Origin of the sequence: Paenibacillus odorifer (assembly GCF_000758725.1) — a bacterium.
In the GTDB taxonomy this organism is placed as follows: domain Bacteria; phylum Bacillota; class Bacilli; order Paenibacillales; family Paenibacillaceae; genus Paenibacillus_AQ; species Paenibacillus_AQ odorifer.
Map to the genome: position 1 here is coordinate 3,141,991 of NZ_CP009428.1, position 19,483 is coordinate 3,161,473.

General features: G+C 42.7%; 18 protein-coding genes. 14 read left to right on the forward strand and 4 right to left on the reverse strand.

Translation table 11 applies throughout. The annotated features are described in order from the left end of the window. Positions 1-52: 52 nt before the first annotated feature. Genes PODO_RS13650 through PODO_RS13665 form a run of 4 tightly spaced genes read left to right on the forward strand, consistent with a single transcriptional unit; the run spans position 53 to position 5,906 of the window. Positions 53-2,650, forward strand: coding sequence for a hypothetical protein (locus tag PODO_RS13650; RefSeq protein ID WP_051491010.1), 2,598 nt, complete (start codon positions 53-55; stop codon positions 2,648-2,650). A 39-nt stretch (positions 2,651-2,689) separates the two neighbouring features. After that, positions 2,690-3,409 (forward strand): ABC transporter ATP-binding protein, encoded by a 720-nt coding sequence (locus PODO_RS13655; protein ID WP_038570747.1) that lies wholly within the window; start codon positions 2,690-2,692, stop codon positions 3,407-3,409. Continuing rightward, complete coding sequence (locus PODO_RS13660; protein WP_170914247.1) at positions 3,399-4,787, forward strand: ABC transporter permease; 1,389 nt, start codon at positions 3,399-3,401, stop codon at positions 4,785-4,787. The genes PODO_RS13655 and PODO_RS13660 overlap by 11 nt, the downstream gene beginning before the upstream one ends. Before the next feature lie 30 nt (positions 4,788-4,817). Further along, entirely contained in the window at positions 4,818-5,906 is a 1,089-nt protein-coding gene (locus PODO_RS13665; RefSeq protein WP_038570750.1) for an efflux RND transporter periplasmic adaptor subunit, read from the forward strand. Between the two features lie 18 nt (positions 5,907-5,924). On the opposite strand, the gene nagZ is transcribed toward PODO_RS13665, so the two are convergent. After that, a complete protein-coding gene (gene nagZ, locus PODO_RS13670) occupies positions 5,925-7,223 on the reverse strand; it encodes a beta-N-acetylhexosaminidase (protein ID WP_052097014.1) in 1,299 nt (432 codons plus the stop codon). 127 nt (positions 7,224-7,350) lie between these two features. On the opposite strand from nagZ, the gene PODO_RS13675 reads away from it, so the two are divergent. Continuing rightward, positions 7,351-7,854 carry a ferritin gene (locus PODO_RS13675; protein ID WP_036678216.1) on the forward strand — a complete coding sequence of 168 codons (504 nt, stop codon included), beginning with the start codon at positions 7,351-7,353 and terminating at the stop codon, positions 7,852-7,854. A gap of 37 nt (positions 7,855-7,891) precedes the next feature. Here PODO_RS13675 and PODO_RS13680 read toward each other — a convergent pair whose 3' ends face one another. Continuing rightward, a complete protein-coding gene (locus tag PODO_RS13680; RefSeq protein WP_244886479.1) occupies positions 7,892-9,277 on the reverse strand; it encodes a PQQ-binding-like beta-propeller repeat protein in 1,386 nt (461 codons plus the stop codon). Between the two features lie 222 nt (positions 9,278-9,499). On the opposite strand from PODO_RS13680, the gene PODO_RS13685 reads away from it, so the two are divergent. The 9 genes from PODO_RS13685 (at position 9,500) to PODO_RS13725 (ending at position 17,683) form a co-directional block, all read left to right on the forward strand. Continuing rightward, on the forward strand, positions 9,500-10,369 hold the full coding sequence (locus tag PODO_RS13685) for a cation diffusion facilitator family transporter (protein WP_036678210.1): 870 nt from the start codon (positions 9,500-9,502) through the stop codon (positions 10,367-10,369). A gap of 150 nt (positions 10,370-10,519) precedes the next feature. After that, positions 10,520-10,930: a bacteriohemerythrin gene (locus tag PODO_RS13690; protein ID WP_051491008.1), complete on the forward strand. Its 411-nt coding sequence runs from the start codon at positions 10,520-10,522 to the stop codon at positions 10,928-10,930. A gap of 152 nt (positions 10,931-11,082) precedes the next feature. Continuing rightward, the gene (locus PODO_RS13695) at positions 11,083-12,276 is read left to right on the forward strand and encodes a metallophosphoesterase (RefSeq protein WP_038570755.1); all 1,194 of its coding nucleotides are present in this window, start codon (positions 11,083-11,085) and stop codon (positions 12,274-12,276) included. A 143-nt stretch (positions 12,277-12,419) separates the two neighbouring features. After that, the gene (locus PODO_RS13700) at positions 12,420-12,869 is read left to right on the forward strand and encodes a MarR family winged helix-turn-helix transcriptional regulator (protein WP_425311682.1); all 450 of its coding nucleotides are present in this window, start codon (positions 12,420-12,422) and stop codon (positions 12,867-12,869) included. A 17-nt stretch (positions 12,870-12,886) separates the two neighbouring features. Continuing rightward, positions 12,887-13,693 carry an NmrA family NAD(P)-binding protein gene (locus PODO_RS13705; RefSeq protein ID WP_038570761.1) on the forward strand — a complete coding sequence of 269 codons (807 nt, stop codon included), beginning with the start codon at positions 12,887-12,889 and terminating at the stop codon, positions 13,691-13,693. 71 nt (positions 13,694-13,764) lie between these two features. Then, positions 13,765-14,442 (forward strand): response regulator transcription factor, encoded by a 678-nt coding sequence (locus PODO_RS13710; protein ID WP_036678199.1) that lies wholly within the window; start codon positions 13,765-13,767, stop codon positions 14,440-14,442. Next, entirely contained in the window at positions 14,439-15,815 is a 1,377-nt protein-coding gene (locus PODO_RS13715) for a sensor histidine kinase (RefSeq protein ID WP_036678196.1), read from the forward strand. The genes PODO_RS13710 and PODO_RS13715 overlap by 4 nt, the downstream gene beginning before the upstream one ends. 90 nt (positions 15,816-15,905) lie before the next feature. Next, entirely contained in the window at positions 15,906-17,003 is a 1,098-nt protein-coding gene (locus PODO_RS13720; RefSeq protein ID WP_244886480.1) for an ABC transporter permease, read from the forward strand. After that, positions 17,000-17,683: an ABC transporter ATP-binding protein gene (locus tag PODO_RS13725; protein ID WP_036678191.1), complete on the forward strand. Its 684-nt coding sequence runs from the start codon at positions 17,000-17,002 to the stop codon at positions 17,681-17,683. Before PODO_RS13720 ends, PODO_RS13725 begins: the two co-directional genes overlap by 4 nt. A gap of 24 nt (positions 17,684-17,707) precedes the next feature. Here the strand turns inward: PODO_RS13725 and PODO_RS13730 are convergent, their stop codons facing one another. Next, entirely contained in the window at positions 17,708-18,598 is an 891-nt protein-coding gene (locus tag PODO_RS13730) for a LysR family transcriptional regulator (RefSeq protein ID WP_036678189.1), read from the reverse strand. Positions 18,599-18,620: 22 nt separating this feature from the next. Beyond that, the gene (locus PODO_RS13735; protein ID WP_036678188.1) at positions 18,621-19,475 is read right to left on the reverse strand and encodes an SDR family oxidoreductase; all 855 of its coding nucleotides are present in this window, start codon (positions 19,473-19,475) and stop codon (positions 18,621-18,623) included. Between the last annotated feature and the right edge of the window lie 8 nt (positions 19,476-19,483).

A 19,483-nucleotide genomic window follows, 5' to 3' on the forward strand; every position in this document is an offset into this window, starting at 1 on the left:
TCTGCTCTAACCACTATAATAATTCTAGTAAAATACTCGTGGAGGGAAGTCAATGAGAAAGCATAGCAGTACATATGTTGTTTTACTCTTAAGCACCTTTGTCATAAGCCAGTTGACAGGGCATACCGCTTCGGCTGCATCAGTTAGTTCTGTTCAGCCAAAATCTGCGGTAGCTGCTGCAACTGTAGCAGCTCCTAGTAATCTGGGTTCCGTTTCTTTAGGAGCTAATATCAAAGCTACACTGGAAGATGTGAATATTTGGTCACAACCTGGAGGCAATATTTTAACTTATACAATTAACTATTCGAATGGCAGCAACAAAAGTGCTAGCCTATTGTATTATTTTTCGAGAGTTATGACCTCTGGCGGCTCTGTCATTCCAGGGAATCCACTAAGTGCTGACTCTACTAAGAAAAAAGTGGGTTCTAATGAAAGCTTGCGCGTTACATATTATGTTAATGTCGGCCAGGTAAATTCGTTAAAAGGTATCAAGATTCCAATGTACGTTTGGGATTCCAAAACCAAGGGGTATCTCAAGCAAGTAGGAACTTTTAATATACCCGCCAACTATTCGCCAACCGCTGTAAACGGTAAAACTGTAAGCACTACAATGAATGACATTCCGGTTGTTGCTAAAAGCGAATCCTTGGAGCTCTACAAATACAGCGGAAAGGTTTATGCCAAGGTGGGCATAAGCTTGACCAATAAAGGCAGCAAAGTATTAAGTGATCCTGGTTACGCAGCATATTTGGTCTCGGCAGGGGGAAGCTCGTATGAATTAGCCCTTGACCGTTCTCAGCTTAGTTATAAAATTCAGCCACAAGAGAAAAAGACCATTTATTATCTTACAGAAATTCCTTCGTATATGAAGACGGATAATATGAAACTGCAATTCACCCAAAAGGATGAGGCGCTGAAGCTGGAGATTGCCAAATCTTCGTACAAGCTGCCTGCGGCTACAACACCAAATTTGGTAGTTGGCAAAGGTGTAATCAAGAAAATTACCATCAATAACAATACGATTGAAACACAATTAAATAACGCAACCGTATACGCAGAGAACAATAAGGGATTCTGGACTTTTCAGCTGCGAGTGAAGAATACAGGGAAGACAGCCGTTACGTTACCTTCTTATGAGCTTGCCGTCAAATCCTCAACTGGGACAACCTTTCCGATCAATTCTAAGGGCTTGAGCGGATTAACCATAAAACCTCTGGAGGAAAAAATCATCCCGCTTACCGCACAAGTCCCCCTTGAAGTAGAACAGAATTCACTGCAATTGCAGATGATTGAGGCTGTTTCTGCTCCAGATAATAGTGAGACGGGAACTACCGGAGACGGAGCAGGAACTGGAAGCACTGGTGGAACCAATGTCGTTACGGGCAACACTGCTAAACTAACTGTTCCGGTTGCTTACTTTACAATCTCCTATACCTTGCGTCCAGAGATACAGAAAGGGCTCGAATATAGAGCTACAAATGAATATGGGACGTTTACTTACAGTTTAGTTTCCTTACAGCGTTTTCCATGGAAAGACGACGATATCGTAGTTGCCAGATTAAATATTACGAATACCCAATCGGTTGCCTTGTCTCTGCCGGAATTAAAGGGAGCTGTTCAGGTAGACAATGAGGACATGTCATCTTCAACGGAACTGTTTATGGATAAGGAAACTTCAACGATTGGACCAGGTAAAAACGCTGAAATCTATGTGTTTGCCAAAATTCCTTATACACAAGAGTTCGATAAACTAAAATTAAATCTTTATTCTATGGTAAAAGAAGAGAAGAGCTCGTTCTTATCAGTTACTACTAACAGCATGATGAACGCTGTAGCTTCTATTGAAACTGGAGGAAGTTATGTTATCTCTGGTAAAGGTAAGAACGCTAAAGTGCAAGAGAACAAAACCATTATTTATGAAGGACTTAACTCCAATCTCGTATACACAGAGCTCCTTTTGAGCAGTGAAGAGAAAAGACAAAGCAAAATGGCTCGCCTCCAAGCTTATTACAAAACGGGAGACGGTCAGCTATTCGAAGCTACAGCCAATCAACCAGATACTTCTGCTACTCCGGGCGGTAAGCAATTAATCACCTTCTGGGCGAAGGTTCCGAAGGCCGTTAATACTTCTGATGTTAGCCTGTTCCTAGGGCCAGGGATTACTGGGAATAAGCTGACGGAACCGGGTCAGGAATCCACTGGATTTATTAATATGGCTTCACTGTCATTAAATCCGGTTACCACTCCACCAGAGAAAAACTTGACGAAGGTGGCAATTTATCCGTATACCATGTCCGTTCTAAGTTCAGAAGGGCGCTCATTGCAAGGCAGTGACTCTATAAATATAGTTATGAATTACAATCTTCTTCGTGATAGCAGCTATGATATGGGTACCTTCACGCATAAACTGGTCCTGAAAATGACGGACCCATATGGTCTTTCTCAGGAACGAAGCTTGAACATCGGTACTGATATTCTTGAAGGGACCAACAACTCGTATACAGCAAGCTTTAGCAATAATATGTATAAGAATTTGTCAGGAGGTACCTACCGGATCACGCTGTACGATGAATTCCAAGGCGAACGGATCGAGCTGGCTAGTCAAGCTTATAACATCAAGATTGATAGAGCAGTTGTAACTGAGAAATAGCATTTCATATCTATTATTGTACGAAGAGGAGCAGCTCCAATGTTGCGAGTGGAAAATGTAACGCATTCTTATAAAAACGGTAATGATACTACAGCAGTGCTTCATCAAATTGACTTTTCTGTGAAAGAGGGGGAGATGGTAGCACTGCTAGGGAGCTCGGGTTCCGGTAAGTCAACGATGCTGAATCTGATGGCAGGACTAATGAAACCTACTGAAGGCCATATTTATATTGCCGATCAAGATATCGTGAAGATGAGTGAGAATAAGCTATCGGAATTTCGCAGAAAAAATATCGGGTTTATCTTTCAAGCGTATGAGCTGATTACTAGCATGACAGTCCGTGAAAATGTAGAGCTGCCGCTGGTTTTTCAATCCGTTGCACCCTCTATACGTAAACAAAAAGCTTTAGAATTGTTGGAAGGGGTCGGCATTCCTGATAAAGCCGACTTGTTCCCTTCCCAGCTGTCTGGCGGACAGCAGCAGCGTGTCAGTATTGCGCGCTCCTTAATTACGGAACCGTCTGTTATTTTTGCAGATGAACCAACCGGAAACCTAGATTCGAAGACAGAAGAAGAAATTATCAATATCCTGCTTAACCTGAACAAGAAGATGAAGACCACCTTCATAGTTGTAACTCACGAGCTAAAAGTCGCGGAGCAAATGCAGCGGATATTCACGCTTCGTGACGGATATATGATTACTGAAAACCAAACTTCTTCGGATACTGAACTCGAAGGGGGTATACTCATTGAGGATTAGTGATATTTCCCGCTTGGCTTGGGAACAGGTCAAACGGCGGAAAGTTGTCACAGGTCTTTGTATGGCTGGCATATCCATTGGATGTGCTGCAATCATAGTTGCATTAAGTATAGGAGACTCCGCACAGAGCTACACGGAGCGGGAAATCAACCGCAATTTCAAAATGGATGAAATTACGGTGTCGCCCAACGGAGGTATACCCTCCCAAGGAGGAGGCAGCGGTGGCAGCGGATCGTCTGCGGCCAATGAAAAGCTTGATCCCGGCAGGCTGACGGCGCAAAAGCTGGAGATTATTAAAGGCTTGCGGCATGTAACTGCAGCAGCTCCCTTTCAAGAGCTAGGGTACATACAGATGTTGACTATCGATAATAAAATAACAGATGTACAGCTTATTGGAACCGATCTACGCCTGTTAACGAAATATGATAAGAAATTCAAACAAGGCGGGGCTTCTGATTTAGTGGGAATGGCTGTACTGAACTATGGTGCAACCGTTGGACTGATTGATAACGAAACTCGGCAGCGGCTTTTTGAACAACTGAGTACAGATCCATATAACAATAAGTTGATGGAACAGTACAACAGCTTAAGTATGCTTCCAACAGATATGTACAAGCAACAGGTTCAATTACAATCTTTTGATCCCGCCTCTCAAACCGGAGGGATGTTAGTTAGCTCACCGATTCAAGTGGTGGGGATCCTCGACAACCCGAGTGGAACGAACGAGAATATGGCTATGTACGACAAGAAGATCTATGTGTCACTAGAGACTGGCGAGCGGCTTGTAGAACAAATGAAGCTATCGAGTGGAACCGCTGGGCAAAAGGGTGTCTATAACTCAGCGATTGTAAAGGTAGACAGCACTGAGAATATCGTGGAACTAGAGAAGCTTATTCAGAAACTTACACTAACGACAAGCACGAATTTGTATCAAAAAGAGGCACTCGCTGATACCTTCAGCATGGTCAAGAAAGCGGCTCTCGGTGTAGGTGTATTTATTCTAATTATTGCTTCGATCTCCATTATCGTTGCGATGACTATGTCCACTCATCAACGACGGCGGCAGATCGGTATCATGAAAGTGCTGGGCGCCAATATGGGCCAGATCCGCAATATGTTCATTACAGAAGCGGCATTGCTCGGGATGTTGGGCGGATTGCTTGGTATAGTCTTTTCATACTTGATTGTATTAGGAATTAATAAGCTCATCGGTACCTCTTCAGGAATGGGTGGAGGCGAGCCTTTGGTGATTTATATTCCTCTGATGACTCTCCCGGTAGGGATCGCATTTGCGGTAATGACAGGGGTATTATCAGGTATTTATCCGGCGATCAGTGCATCCAGAACGAATGCACTCACGGCGATTAAACGGGATTAGCTATTTTTAAGTTGAAAGGAAGCCAAAGTGATGAAGAGGAGAATCAAGTGGATAGTATTGGTACTGATTATAATTGCAGCAGGTTATTTTCTATACAATAAGATGTATAAGCCTGAAGCGCAGTTAGAGCCTGTTGAACCCCCACAAGCAATAACTTTTGAGGTCACACAGGAGACCATTACCAATTCCATACAGGTTAAAGGTAATTCTAATTATGAGAAAGAAACGCTTGTTTATGCTCCATATGCTTCAAAGGTGACAAAGTGGAAGGTTGAGAACGGTGGACAAGTCAAAAAAGGCGATTTACTGTTTACTCTCGATCAGGAAGCCTTAAAGAATGAGATTGCTACACAAGAGGCGACTATCCGAAAAGCAAAGCTGGAAGCAGAGCTGAATGAATTTGTGAGCCAGCAAGATGAGGAGAATGCAGCCCTTGGTGCGACTGAAGCAGAACGGATTAAAGCACTCACAGCCCAAGAAGCAACACGGCTAGGGGACGAGCTTAATCAGGTCAATGCCGAAATACAGGCACGCGAATTAACAGAGAAAAAAGCCAAACTCAAAACAGCACTTTATTATGCTCCGGCAACCGGCATTTTCTTATTTGACAGTGCAAGCGAAATTCCGCAAACAGTGACAGATAATCAATATATCGGAAAAATAGTAGATATGAACAAGCTTGAATTCATTGCTCTTGTAGGTGAACAAGACGTCTTCCGTATAAAGACAGGCATGAAGGTCGACGTAAAAATGACAGCTATAAAAGATTTGAAGTTATCTGGAGAAGTTACGAAGGTAGCGAAATTTGCAAAGACTGCTTCAGGTCAGAATGCCACTACCAGTTCAGTTCCTCAATTCGAAGTGGTGATCACGCTGCAGCCTGACGAGCATTTGATCGGTGGCTTAAGCTTAAACGGAGAAATTGAAACAGTTCGCAAAGAAAATGCCACCGTTGTATCCAGCATAGCTGTAATGCATGAAGGAGACCTCTCCTACGTTATGCTGGATAAAGGGGACGGGCAATATGAACGAAAAGATATCGAAGTGGGTCTGGAAACAACGGACAAAACAGAGGTTCTCTCTGGGTTGAAGGTTGGAGATGTTGTTGTTCTTCAGTAAAAATGACTAACGCTTGATTTACTTCTCAATCGTTTGACGCCAAACGTTAATATCTTTATTAAGATCGGTAAGATCAGGAACCGGGATTTGCTCATCGGAAAGGTTATATTTGGCTTTTAAGGCTAAGATCCGATAGACGCTTTCATCAATCCGTGTTTCTTGAATCTTACCGTTTTTTACGTTTTGCAGGAGGGAGTCCATGACCCGTTTTTCATTATCATAGCCATGAGCGACAAGGAGAATATCACTACCTGCATTCACAGTATCTACAGCTGCAGCAGCCAGATCGTAGTTCTTCATGATGGCTCCCATGGTTAGATCATCTGTAATTACGATTCCTTGGTAGCCCATTTCATCTCGAAGCTGTTCACCAATAATGGTACGCGATAAGGATGCAGGTTTGTCTGGATCTAATTTTGGAAACAAAATATGAGCGACCATTACGGCGTCCGTCCCCTCTTTAATGGCTGCTTGGAAGGGGAGCCATTCTAATTCGGCTAGCTGACCGGCTGTTTTATTCACAATCGGCAGAGCCAGATGGGAGTCGACAGAGGTATCTCCGTGTCCTGGGAAATGTTTGACAACAGGAACGACGCCTTCACTCTCAATTCCCTTCATTTCGGCAATCCCTAGTTGAATGACTTGGCCAGCAGCATTACCGAACGAACGATCTCCGATGACTGGATTATCTGGATTGCTATTGATATCGAGAACGGGAGCAAAGTTCATATTAAATCCGGCTGAACGTACTTCTCTTGCGAGCAGCTTTCCCATTTTCTCGGCAGCAGCAGCGTCATTACTTGCACCCACTGTTCCGTTAGAAGGGAATGTAGCATATTCTTTAGGCATCCGGCTGACTTTTCCACCCTCTTGATCCACACTCATGAATAGTGGGGCAGGGTTGCCAGTGTTACTCTTTTTCATAGAATTGATAAGACTGATCATCCCTTTCAGGCTTTTAATATTGTCCTTATAGAGGATGATTCCACCGATTTTGTCTTCGGTAATCATCTTTTTAGCTTGCTCATCAAGGACAGTTCCATCAATTCCAACTAGGAGCATTTGTCCGATTTTTTCTTCCAAAGTCATCCCAGCAACCTGAAGAGCAATTGGATCGCTGATTGCTGAGGGGGTGGGAGCCAAGCTAGCGGTTGGTGAAGGTGTGGATTGGGAGGTCGGTGTAGCGGTAGCTTCAGATTGTGAATTATTGCTGCTATTGGAACAGCCAGCTATGAGGAACAGTGACACCATAGCTGCAATAATGAAGAGTGTACCGGAAATCTTAGGCTTTAGGCTGTGACGGGTCAATCTAATCATCTGAATAGTCGTCCTTTCGTTAGCTAAATTAGATATTGGGAGAGGAATCCTTGCTGACTTAGAAGCACGGTGATAAGATAAACTTAAATATTTACATATTAAATTTGAATAATGAGGTGACGGTCCAATGAAAGATGGATTAGTACAAGCACTTAATGAACAGATGAATTTCGAGTTTTATTCCGCTCATGTTTATCTAGCGATGGCTGCTTATTGTTCCGGCGAAAGTCTGGATGGATTTGCAAACTTTTTTCTAATTCAAGCCGAAGAAGAACGGTTCCATGCCATGAAGATTTATAAGTTCCTTAACGATCGGGATAACCGTGCTACGCTAGAAGCACTACCAGAGCCGAAGAACGAATATAACTCGATGTTAGATGCTTTTGAACATGCCTTCGCGCATGAACAACAGAACACTAAACGGTTCTATCATTTGGCTGATCTTGCTCTGGATGAGCGTGAACATGCGACGATTTATTTCTTGAAATGGTTTATAGACGAGCAAGTAGAAGAAGAAGCACTCTTTAGCAACATCATCAGTAAACTGAAACGAATTGATAAAGATAGCAACGCCTTCTACATGCTGGATGCCGAGTTTGCTGCACGTACTTTTACAGCTCCGGCTGAATAAGTTATTGAAGCCCAAAAGCCTGAGAAATCAGGCTTTTTTATTTTATAGATGCAGGAAGTTTAATGGCGAGCAGCTTATTATCCGTTCGAATCATCAGCATCCCTCCAGTTTTAAGGGAAGGGGCAAAGTTACGAGAGCCTGTGTTCACAGTGAAAATAGGCTTCAGAGTTAACATGTCATAAGCGTGAAATAGGCCATCAGATTGTCCACTATAAACCACGTTTCCGAACAGATCCGTCTGTACCACTGGATTCTCTCCAATATTGAGGTCGACAAGCTGTCCAGTTCCTAGCTTAAGTGCGGATAAAGTACCTTTATCTTGATTTTGAAATAACATTCTTTGTTGATAAACTTGGTTCAGTGGAGAGTCTTTTTCTTTAACCATCGAGGTCCAGGTTTGCACCGGTTTACCCTCTGCAGAATAATTCCAGAAATCATATTTCACAAACTTACTACCCTGAAAGATATAAAAGTCTTTTCCATCCAAAAACGCGTTTCCATTCATCCCATTATAAGTGTACACACCATCCTTATTCTCGGTATCTGTCCATTTATATAAACGTTCTCCTTTTAATTCTCCCGTCTTTATGTTGAACACGGATACTTTGACTTTACGATTTACCGGGTCATCATCCATCATAAATGTATTCGTAATGGAGTAGAGAAGTCCATCCTTCACTGCTAACGGCATCCATTGCCGGGTCTGGTCCCATAGTTTTTTTCCTGTCAGACTGTCATAGGCGGCTAGTCCAGCAGTTGTTAAGGCCCCTTGAGACAGATAGCTGCGAATAACGACCCCATCTGTTTCCATGAGATCTGATAAGCCTGTAAAGTTATTACTTTTTTCTACAGCCTTCCATTTGATCTTTCCGGTTACGGCGTCAACTGCTGCTAATTGTTCCTCTTGTGTAACATAAATAGTAGATCCTAAACGCTGTATATTTGTAGCTTTGGGGAGTGTTATGGAAGCCGACCATGCTTTTTTACCTGCCTCACTAACGGCATATAGGGAGCCGCTTTGGGTCAGACCGTAGATAAATCCATTATTGTATGTGAATAGCGGCGCTAATCCACTTCCGAACTCCCATAATTTTTTGCCTGTTGCCGCATTCATTGCGGTTAATTTTTCATTGCGCTGCAACGCAAAGATCTTCCCGTTTTCCGCGAGTGCTGTAATGTCCTGTCCGGTGATTCTGTCTTTTTTTAAAATGGCGAGTTGTGCTGACCAAACAGGTTTTAGGATCGGGGCTGTGACTTCACTGTAATAAGTGTTACTTAGGCTTACAACTGCTTTTTCTGCGGAAATGACTGACGTTGATCCACTGTTTGTTACTGGAATTAAAATACTCCCTATAGCTAAACACGTAACAATTTTCTTCGGCAAAGACTGAATCATCACTCCACGCTCCTTTAAATTTGTCATTACTATAATTAGACAATAAAAATAGCAAAAAGTTACTATTCCAGAAGAATGGAAGCAAAGTTGAACGGGGGCAAACTATGTTACGTTCTGCAAAACAGTTACGACCTTGCAACTCTATTTGACAGAGGGAACTATTACGCCCCGTAGCAACACTGTTTCTCTAGACCCACCCGAATCTCAAAGTGTAGTATAGAACAATACTATTCTTTGGGGGTTCTTTTTTTGGAAACTTATAACGACATTAAACAAGGCGAAAAAGGAGCTTGGCTAAGCATCGTTGCTTATATCTTTTTATCAGCTATCAAGCTGTTCATAGGTACAGTCTCAGGATCTCAAGCGTTGCTTGCAGATGGATTGAATAACAGTACCGATATTATTGCTTCTATCGCGGTACTAATTGGCCTGAAGATTTCCAGAAGACCGCCGGATTCGAACCACAGCTACGGGCATTTTAGAGCGGAGACCGTGGCTTCATTAATTGCTTCATTCATTATGATTGCGGTAGGGCTTCAAGTTTTGTATCAAGCTGTGAACAAGTTTATTCAACCAGCACTGGAAAGTCCTGATCTTATAGCGGCGTGGACGGCAGTGGGGTGTGCTGTAGTTATGATGGCTGTCTATATGTATAATATTAGGCTGGCCCGCGCCATTAACAGTAACGCAATGCGGGCAGTAGCACTGGATAATCGATCAGATGCTATAGTTAGCGTGGGCGCTTTTATCGGAATTGTGGCTTCCTCCTTAGGCGTTCCTTGGCTTGACCCGCTTACAGCTATCATTGTCGGACTAATCATCTGTAAGACGGCATGGGATATCTTTAGCAAGGCTACGCATGATCTAACGGACGGATTTGATGCGGAAGAGCTTGAACAGATGAAAGAAACTGTGGCAGAAATTGATGGCGTACAATCCATAAAAGATATCAAAGCCCGTATCCATGGGAATAACGTATTAGTAGACACAACTGTACTAGTGGATTCTCAGCTAAGTGTGGTGCAGAGCCATGATATTACGGAAGAAATTGAAGAACAGTTAAAAGACCGGCACCAAGTTTCCAATGTACTTGTACATATCGAACCCGTGATGAAGTAGAGATTATTAAATAGGTACCAAATCAGTAGGTGCTATATGTACAGCTAAAGGTTGAATATAGACGCCTGTGATGTTGTTAATAGTTCTTTTGTGGAGAAAGGTGGAAAATAAAATTGAAATGTAATTTTCAAGAAACGGAATGGTGATTTCATGATCGCTTGGAAAGATTCATATGATATCGGTGTAGAAAAAATTGACTGCCAGCACAGACAGTTGTTAGCGAAATTGAACGAGTTCTTTGAAGCATGCAGTAATCAGCAAGGGAAAGAAAAGATCGAGGAAACGCTGAAATTCTTAAAAGAATACACGATTGAACATTTCAGTAATGAAGAGCAGCTGATGGAGGAGATCAACTTCCCTGAACTAGCTGAACATCGTCAGACACATGCTGATTTCGTGAAGGCTGTTCTCGAATTGGAAGAAACGGTCAAAACAAAGGGAGTATCCGTACTCTCAACCATCAAGCTTAATCGAACGTTAACAGACTGGCTGATAAATCACATCAATAAATGCGATAAGCTGATTGGTCAATGTATGGCCACACGTGATAAAGCGATATAAGATAAACCTCCAAAGGAGATGCCGAAGGGCATTTTCTTTTTTTAGTTCCGATGTTTTCCGAACACCGCATTACAGTTTATACTGGGTTAACGGTTTGTGTTATGATTTGAGATAAGAAGTAGAGAAGTAGTAAGGTAAAGGGGAGAGAAACGATGAAAACATTACGAATGTTAGCTTCAGGATTTGCTATGCTGCTCATTCTGGGTCTTGTTAATTTCTACATTGGCTATCACGGCTGGTTACTTATTCATGAATGGTTTTCAGGTGTTTCGTCAGCAGTATTCTGGACATTATTTATACTCATCGCTTTTGCGTATGTCATTGGAATGATTCCATGGCCAAAATCGGTTAAACCGATCGCCAGATTCTTTAAAGTGATTGGATCGTATTATCTAGCCTGTATGGAATTTGCTATCATTACGTTACCTTTGGCAGACCTATTATATGTGATACTGGGATGGTCGGGAATCGATCGTACCTATTACATCGCAGAAGCGGGCGGGACAATTCTGATATTACTGGCAGTTTTTCTGGTCTGGGGTTCAATCAACGCCTGGAGTACCGTGATCCGCACACATTCCATTCCTATTGATAAATCTATTGGCACCAGCACGCCATTAACGATCGCGGTTGCTTCAGACCTGCACTTAGGGAATATCGTGGGCAATCGTCATCTCAAAAAAATGGTTTCACAAATGAACGCTATGCAACCCGATGTGATTTTGCTGGCTGGAGATGTCTTGGATGACAGCATTGAACCTTTTATCCGCAATAGTATGAGTGAACAGATTAAACAGTTAAAAGCTCGTTATGGTGTCTACGCAGTACTGGGCAATCACGAATATTATGGTGGATCAATTAAGGAATATACCGATTTGATGAGTAGTATTGGGATCAAGGTCCTGCAAGATGAGGTTGAAGAAGTCGCAGGAACCTATATTGTAGGCCGAAAAGATAAGACAGCCGAGGCGATGGAAGCCGGTGGCAGACAAAGTGTAAGCTCCTTGCTCGAAGGACTTGATCTTACACGTCCTGTGATTATGATGGATCATCAGCCTACAGGCTTCGACGTAGCCGCTCAAGCTGGGGTAGACGTTCTACTCTCTGGTCATACACACCGAGGACAGATTGCTCCAAATCACTGGATCACTAAACGTTTGTTCGAGCTGGACTGGGGATATCTTCGTAAGGACAATTTGCATGTAGTCGTGTCGTCAGGTTATGGAACATGGGGACCCCCAATTCGTTTAGCAAGCCGGTCGGAGATCATTAAGCTAGAGGTTATGCTGGAGGGTTCTAAAAAATACAGTGAAGAGCCTGTTTCCACAAAAACGGTGTTAATCTAAGGTGAGTTTATATTTAGAGGCTGTTTCATCAGCAGATTTATTCTGCTAGGTGAGGCAGCTTCTTTTTTTTGACAACGCATGGGGATTGTAGTATGTTTGAAAAAAGTTAAGGACTTAACTATATTGGAGCTGAATTATAGATTATGGATCATTTACAACAGTTTGTGCTGAATCAGCCATTGCATACCAAAGCATTTTTTACATTAGTTGAAGCTACTGCAAATTTAGTTTCTGTTTCTGAGAAATATTGGCAGTCGAAAGGATTGAACGGAGCAAGAATTCGTATCTTGGTGGAGATATCTAAACAAGGAGGTGCGATTTTACCTTCTACATTGGCTCAAATTATTGGAGTTACCAAAGCTAATATAAGCATGCTGTTAACACCATTGGAACGAGATGGATTAATAACCCGTTCGAATGATACCAAGGATGGCAGAAAAAGCGTCATTTCGATTACAAGTGAAGGCAAGCAATTACTTTTAGAGCATCTTCCAGAGAATCGTCAGGCTGTCGCAGAGAGAATGCAGAATCTGAATGATCAGGAGCTGCACCAACTTATCTTTTTATTACAAAAACTGAGTACATTCGAATAACAGAAAGGGTGTTATGTATGTCGATTATGGTTACAGGAGCCACAGGCCAATTAGGCAGCTTAATTATGGAGAACCTTGAGAAGTATGTTCCGGCTAGTCAAGTTATTGCGTGTGTTCGTCAGCGAGAGAAAGCTGCTAATTATTTAGAAAAAGGGTTCGAAGTCCGTTTTGGCGATTATGACCAGTTGGATTCGCTGATTGAAGCTTTTACAGGGGTCACAACATTACTTCTAATCTCCAGCTCTCATACCGATGATAAGATCAGATTAAATCAGCATGCTCAGGTCATTCATGCAGCAAAAAAAGCCGATGTGAAACATCTGCTTTATACTGGATTTGCATTTCCCCCCAAAGGTCCGATTCCTTCTTATCATGTTCATTTACTAACTGAGCAGATGATTCTTGAATCAGGGATAGATTATACGTTTCTGCGTAACGCTTTGTATATAGATTTTGTGGGTGTGCTTGGGTTGAAGGAAGCCATGGAAAGCGGCGAGCTAACCACTTATCCAGGGAACTGGCAGTTTAACTCAGTCACTCGTGAGGATCTCGCTTTAGCTACGGCAAAGGTTCTTACAACGAGTGGACATGAGAACCAAACCTACGAACTAGCCGCACCTAGCGTTTGGGACTTTAACGAATTAGTTGATGTATTATCAGAGTTATCAGGGAAAAGAATTACGTTTCGCGAGGATTCAAGCGTTCAACATTGGATATATTCGTTTCTTGCGAAGATAGACACTGCTTCTACATCAAAAGATCTGGAGAGACTGATGGAGCGGCCGGTTACCACACTTAGAGAGAGTATCAAGCCTTTTGTTTGATCTGACTTTAGTTGTTCTATCGTTATAAAGTTGTTACTATGAGTTCATCCATTATTCAGGGAGTGTAAATGATGAAGAAGATTTTAGTAGCAGATGACGATGTGAATATTCGAACATTATTAAAACATGTACTAACAAGGGAAGGATATCAGGTGATGGAGGCCAGTGATGGCCGAGATGCGATACATAAATTGCAGGACAGTATTGCGGATTTAGCGGTCGTAGATGTAATGATGCCACATGTAGATGGGTTAGAGCTATGTCAGCATATTAGAGAAACGTATGATATTCCGATCATTTTATTGACAGCACGCCAGCAGCTGAGTGATAAAGAGCAAGGTTATTTGCGGGGGACGGATGATTATGTAACGAAGCCTTTTGAGCCTGAAGAGTTGCTATTTCGGATCAAAGCTTTATTCCGCCGCTATTCCATTGCTTCAGATGATCGGATTCGATTAAATTCTCTAGTTATTGATCGCAAAAATTATGAAATAACCGATGGTGATGAGGTTCTGCTGCTGCCGGTAAAAGAGTTTGAGCTTCTGGCTCAATTGGCGCAATATCCAGGCAGGTTATATACACGTAGTGAGTTAATTGAACTGGTATGGGGCATGGATTATGAAGGTGATGAGCGAACAGTCGATGTACATATCAAACGTTTGCGTCAGCGCTTCGTAGATTATCAGGAAGATTTTGTGATCCGAACAGTTCGAGGTATTGGCTATAAATTGGAGATGGTTAACGTATGAGATCCTTGTATGTCCGGATGTGTATTGTCTTCTGTTCAGTAATTGTGGTGAGTAGCCTTCTTGGATTTTTGGTGTCTAATATTTACTATCAAGCCCAGATTAAATCTCAGAACGATGCCAAACTTACCGGAATGGCTATCGAGGTTCAACAATTCGCAGAATCACATCCGGAAACGATGGAGGATTATTTGCGGAGTATAGCCAAGCTGGGTTATAAAATCTATTTAACTGATGCTGAAGGGGAATCAAGATTCTACGGTAAGCCCTTTAGAAAAGAAGATTTGGATGAGCAGCAACTAGAGAAGGTTCTGAATGGGCAAATTTATCATGGGGTCGCGGATTTCCCGGACAGTGCATTTATTACCGGATTTTTTGATAATCAACTGCGTAATTCAATTGGCGTTCCTGTAAAAGTAAACAATGAGACGTATGCTTTGTTTATGCGGCCGGATGCTGAAGTACAGTTCGGGGAGCTGCGCGTCTTTTTTGCTGTGATCATTGGGTTCACCGTGTTGTTTAGCTTAGGCTTTGTAATGATTAGCGTACTGCATGTGGTAAGACCTATTACACGTTTGACGACGGCCACTAAACGGATCTCAAAAGGCAGATACGATATCAAATTGAATACGTGGCGGCGTGATGAGATTGGTCAGCTAGCTTCCCATTTTATGATTATGAGCCGGGAGCTGGAACGAACAAATCGGGCACGACAGGAATTTGTGGCCAATGTATCGCATGAAATTGAGTCGCCATTAACATCTATTCAGGGATTTGCCCAAGCTTTAAAAGATTCTACCTTACCTGAGGATGAACGGTTACAGTATCTCAATATTATTGACCAAGAAAGCCATCGTCTTTCATTGCTTAGCAAACAGCTGCTTACCTTGTCTTCACTTGATTATGATCCTAATTCCATACAGAAAAAGTCGACAGACTTGCGTGCACAACTAAGACAGGTCGTACAAATCATGGAATGGAGATTAACGGAGAAACAACTGGCCGTGCGTTTGAATCTTGCTGACATCAGCGTTCTAGGTGATTCAAATCTATTGTTCCAGGTATGGATGAACCTGCTCTCCAACGCCATAAAATACACACCTGCTGAAGGTTCCATTATGATTTCCGCGAAGCTAGTGGAACAGAACTGTATTGTTTCTGTGTCGGATACTGGTGAAGGCATTTCAGCCGAGGAGTTACCATTAATCTTTGATCGTTTCTATAAAGTAGATCGAGCACGAACGCATGAAACACATAGCAGCGGACTTGGACTTGCGATTTCTCAAAAAATCGTAGAAGCGCATAACGGAACCATTGAAGTAACCAGTACTTTGGGTGAAGGGACTACCTTTACAGTTACACTTCCGCTTTTGTAATTCATTATTCATACTCCGTTCATTTTCATCTTCTAAACTGTGACTATACAGATTAGAAGGAGTGGTAATATGTTTTTAGCCTTAAGGGAAATGCGACATTCTAAAGCCAGATACCTATTAATTATGGTTATCATGTTATTGGTTTCCTTTCTTGTACTTTTCGTCACGGGACTAGCCAGAGGATTAGCGTATGCAAATATCTCTGCAGTAGAGAACATGCCGGCGAATTATTTTGTAGTACAAGGTGATGCGGATCAGACCTTTAGACGTTCTCAGTTAACAGATACGGAGCTCCAGAATGTACGTTCAGTAGTTGGAGACAATAATGCGTCTTCACTTGCAATGCAGATGAGCACTGTCACTGCTAATGATGCAGACGTTAAAGCAGATATTACTTTTTTTGCAGTAGATATGAATGGGTTATTAGCCCCTAAAGTAGCTGAAGGTGACAAGATTACTAATGAGACAAACGGTAAAGTCCTTGTTGATCGTGACCTCGAACAGTCAGGAATCAAACTTGGCAGTATTATTCGTGATCAGGCAACCGGGATGGAATTTACTGTTGCAGGTTTTGTTGAGGATAGCTCATACAGCCATACCCCAGTAGTTTATATCAACAATCAGGATTGGCAAGCTATGAAGCAGGGGGTTAACCAAGGAGAAGAAACCTCTTCGTCTGTACCGTTTAATGTGATTGCCCTGAATGCGAATGCTGATCAAGTAGATAAGATTTCAACGAATGTAAAAGATGTAGAGGTCATTACGCAAAAAGTAGCTATATCCAATATTCCGGGCTACTCGGCAGAGCAGGGTTCACTGCTAATGATGATTGTTTTCCTGTTTGTGATCGCAGCGTTTGTTCTGGCGGTATTCTTCTATGTCATTACGATTCAGAAAACAAGTCAGTTTGGTATTCTGAAGGCGATGGGTACTAAAATGTCTTACTTGGCTTGGAGCGTGGTAGGGCAGGTCATGATTTTAGCTATATCAAGTCTTTGCATTAGCTTACTGCTTACCTTTGGGATGAATAAGGTCCTGCCAGATTCGATGCCATTCCAACTGGAGCCTTCCACCATTCTTTTAACCAGCTGTTTATTCGTTGGGATGTCTCTTTTAGGATCACTAATTTCTGTCGCTAAAGTGGCAAAAGTAGATGCATTAGAAGCTATTGGGAGGGCTGGAGCATGAGTGCAAAACTAATTATGAAGCAAGTAACCAAAAACTACGGTGATGGCGACACAACGGTGTCTGTGCTGAACAATTTGAATCTGATCGTTAATGAAGGGGAATTCGTTGCTGTCCTTGGACCTTCGGGAACAGGGAAAAGTACATTCCTTTCAGCGGCTGGTGCGCTTCTAACACCTACTAGCGGTGAGATTTTTATAGATGGAGAATCACTTACAGATAAAAGTAAAAGTGAGCTGACAGAGCTCCGTTTAGAGAAGATAGGCTTTATGTTCCAAAGCGCTCAACTATTGCCTTATTTGAAGGTAGAGGAGCAACTCCTTTTTGTAGCTAAGCAGGGGAAAATGAGTGCTAAGGAAGCGAAGGAACGGGCTGCCGATTTGATGAAACGATTGGATATCTGGAAACGGCGTAATCACTATCCGGAGCAGCTATCCGGTGGGGAGAAGCAGCGTGTAGCTATCGCTAGAGCATGGATGAATAAACCAGCGATTCTCTTTGCAGATGAGCCGACAGCCAGTCTGGACTTCAAACGCGGAAGAGAAGTTGTACGCATGATCGCTGATGAGGTGAAGAGTGAGGGGAAAGCAGCGGTAATGGTCACTCATGATGAACGGATGCTCGAATGGTGTGACCGCGTTCTGCATCTGGAAGACGGGCATTTGGTTGAACATCAAGTATAATTTCATAGTGTGGAAGAAAAAAAGCTATTTGTCTTTTCTAAAGACAAGTAGCTTTTTTATAAAGACATCGGTAGCTAAGGAAGAAGAACATTCTTGATGTCGGATGATCGAGAATTGCCTTTCCAGATGATGTTGCCTGATTGGCAGCTCCTTGATCTCACCACTTTCCAGTTCCTTCCGTACAATCCATCTGGAGAGCATGGCGATTCCGAGACCGGAGGCCACAGCTTCTTTAACACCTTGAGAGCTGTTGAAGACATAGGATCTTTTAACAGAAATATCTTCCTCCTGTAGGAAATGATCGCTGAAAGCTCGTGTGCCCGAGCCATGCTCGCGAAGCACCCAAACCTGATCCTGCAACATGCTCTGCTCCACAGAAATCGCTTTTGACAGAGGGTGGGTAGCAGGGGCGACCATAATCATCTCGTCTTTCATATAAGGAGTGACGTTGAGATCATTCTCATGGACCTCGCCTTCAATAAACCCTATGTCCAGTTCGTTGGATTTAACGCCTCCAATAATCTCCTCAGTATTGCCTATCGTCACTTGCAGCTTGACCTGCGGATATTGATTGGCAAAATCAGCAAGTCTTGCCGGCAAAATATATTCACCAATAGTAAAACTAGCGCCGATATGTATACTCCCAGTGACTTCGTCCTGAAGCATATGGATTTCCTGACTTGCTTCATCGAAATGAGCCAATATTTGTTTGGCGTGTTTATAAAGAATACTACCGGCTTCTGTTAATCTAACCTGTTTAGAAGAACGATGCAGGAGTTTAGCACCGAGCTCATTCTCAAGATTCCGGATATGCAGACTGACACCGGGTTGAGATAAATTCAGCGCTTCTCCTGCTTTGGAAAAATGACTCAGTTCAGCTACAGTAACGAATACGCGTAATGGATCTACAATCATTTTAATCCCTCATTAGATTAGTCTATACTCCCGAATAAGCCAAGAATCCACCGTCAACGGGGACGGTAACTCCGGTCACAAAGCTGGACATTGCTTCATCTGCTAACCAGAGTAGTGTGCCAAGCAGATCCTCCGGCTGTCCAAAGCGGCGCATTGGAGTATGAGAGATGATTTTTTGGGAACGGTCTGTAAGCTCGCCATCTTCACGAACCAACAGCTTCTCATTTTGTTTAGTAAGGAAAAAGCCAGGGGCAATGGCATTCACACGTATACCAGACTCAGCGAAATGAACGGAGAGCCACTGGGTGAGATTATTAATTCCTGCTTTGGCAGCGCTGTAGGCAGGTACTTTGGTCATTGGAGAAGGTGCGCTCATGGATGAAATATTAATTATAGATGTGCCCGTTCTGCCGAGCATCTGCTTGGCAAAAACTTGGGTTGGGATCAATGTTCCAATCAGATTAAGGTCCATCACGTTGCGAAATCCATCTACACTAAGGTCAAAAAAAGTGAATATGTCCGGGTTCTCCAGGTCATCATTTTTGAAAATCTCTTGGGTCGTATTTGCTGAGGAATCATTTCCGCCAGCACCGTTAATTAATAGATCGCAAGGACCCCAGTGATTCTTAACAGCTTCTGCGGCTTTCATAACACTCTGTTGATCTGTAACATCACAGGAGAGTGAAATTGCTTGACCGCCTGCGGCAGTAATTTCAGCGGCAACCAAATCTCCCTTAGCTGCGGTACGATTTAGAATCGCGACTTTAGCTCCTTGTCGACCTAACTCTAGCGCCATAACCCGGCATAATACACCGGCTCCTCCGGTAATCACAGCGATTTTTCCTTCTAATGTTGGATGCAAAGTTAATTCTAGCATAACCATTG

Coding starts and splice junctions, on each gene's coding strand:
- PODO_RS13650 (WP_051491010.1), top strand. CDS start 53: ATGAGAAAGCATAGCAGTACATATGTTGTTTTACTCTTAAGCACCTTT.
- PODO_RS13655 (WP_038570747.1), top strand. CDS start 2,690: ATGTTGCGAGTGGAAAATGTAACGCATTCTTATAAAAACGGTAATGAT.
- PODO_RS13665 (WP_038570750.1), top strand. CDS start 4,818: ATGAAGAGGAGAATCAAGTGGATAGTATTGGTACTGATTATAATTGCA.
- nagZ (WP_052097014.1), bottom strand. CDS start 7,223: ATGATTAGATTGACCCGTCACAGCCTAAAGCCTAAGATTTCCGGTACA.
- PODO_RS13675 (WP_036678216.1), top strand. CDS start 7,351: ATGAAAGATGGATTAGTACAAGCACTTAATGAACAGATGAATTTCGAG.
- PODO_RS13680 (WP_244886479.1), bottom strand. CDS start 9,277: ATGACAAATTTAAAGGAGCGTGGAGTGATGATTCAGTCTTTGCCGAAG.
- PODO_RS13690 (WP_051491008.1), top strand. CDS start 10,520: ATGATCGCTTGGAAAGATTCATATGATATCGGTGTAGAAAAAATTGAC.
- PODO_RS13695 (WP_038570755.1), top strand. CDS start 11,083: ATGAAAACATTACGAATGTTAGCTTCAGGATTTGCTATGCTGCTCATT.
- PODO_RS13700 (WP_425311682.1), top strand. CDS start 12,420: ATGGATCATTTACAACAGTTTGTGCTGAATCAGCCATTGCATACCAAA.
- PODO_RS13705 (WP_038570761.1), top strand. CDS start 12,887: ATGTCGATTATGGTTACAGGAGCCACAGGCCAATTAGGCAGCTTAATT.
- PODO_RS13710 (WP_036678199.1), top strand. CDS start 13,765: ATGAAGAAGATTTTAGTAGCAGATGACGATGTGAATATTCGAACATTA.
- PODO_RS13715 (WP_036678196.1), top strand. CDS start 14,439: ATGAGATCCTTGTATGTCCGGATGTGTATTGTCTTCTGTTCAGTAATT.
- PODO_RS13720 (WP_244886480.1), top strand. CDS start 15,906: ATGCGACATTCTAAAGCCAGATACCTATTAATTATGGTTATCATGTTA.
- PODO_RS13725 (WP_036678191.1), top strand. CDS start 17,000: ATGAGTGCAAAACTAATTATGAAGCAAGTAACCAAAAACTACGGTGAT.
- PODO_RS13730 (WP_036678189.1), bottom strand. CDS start 18,598: ATGATTGTAGATCCATTACGCGTATTCGTTACTGTAGCTGAACTGAGT.
- PODO_RS13735 (WP_036678188.1), bottom strand. CDS start 19,475: ATGCTAGAATTAACTTTGCATCCAACATTAGAAGGAAAAATCGCTGTG.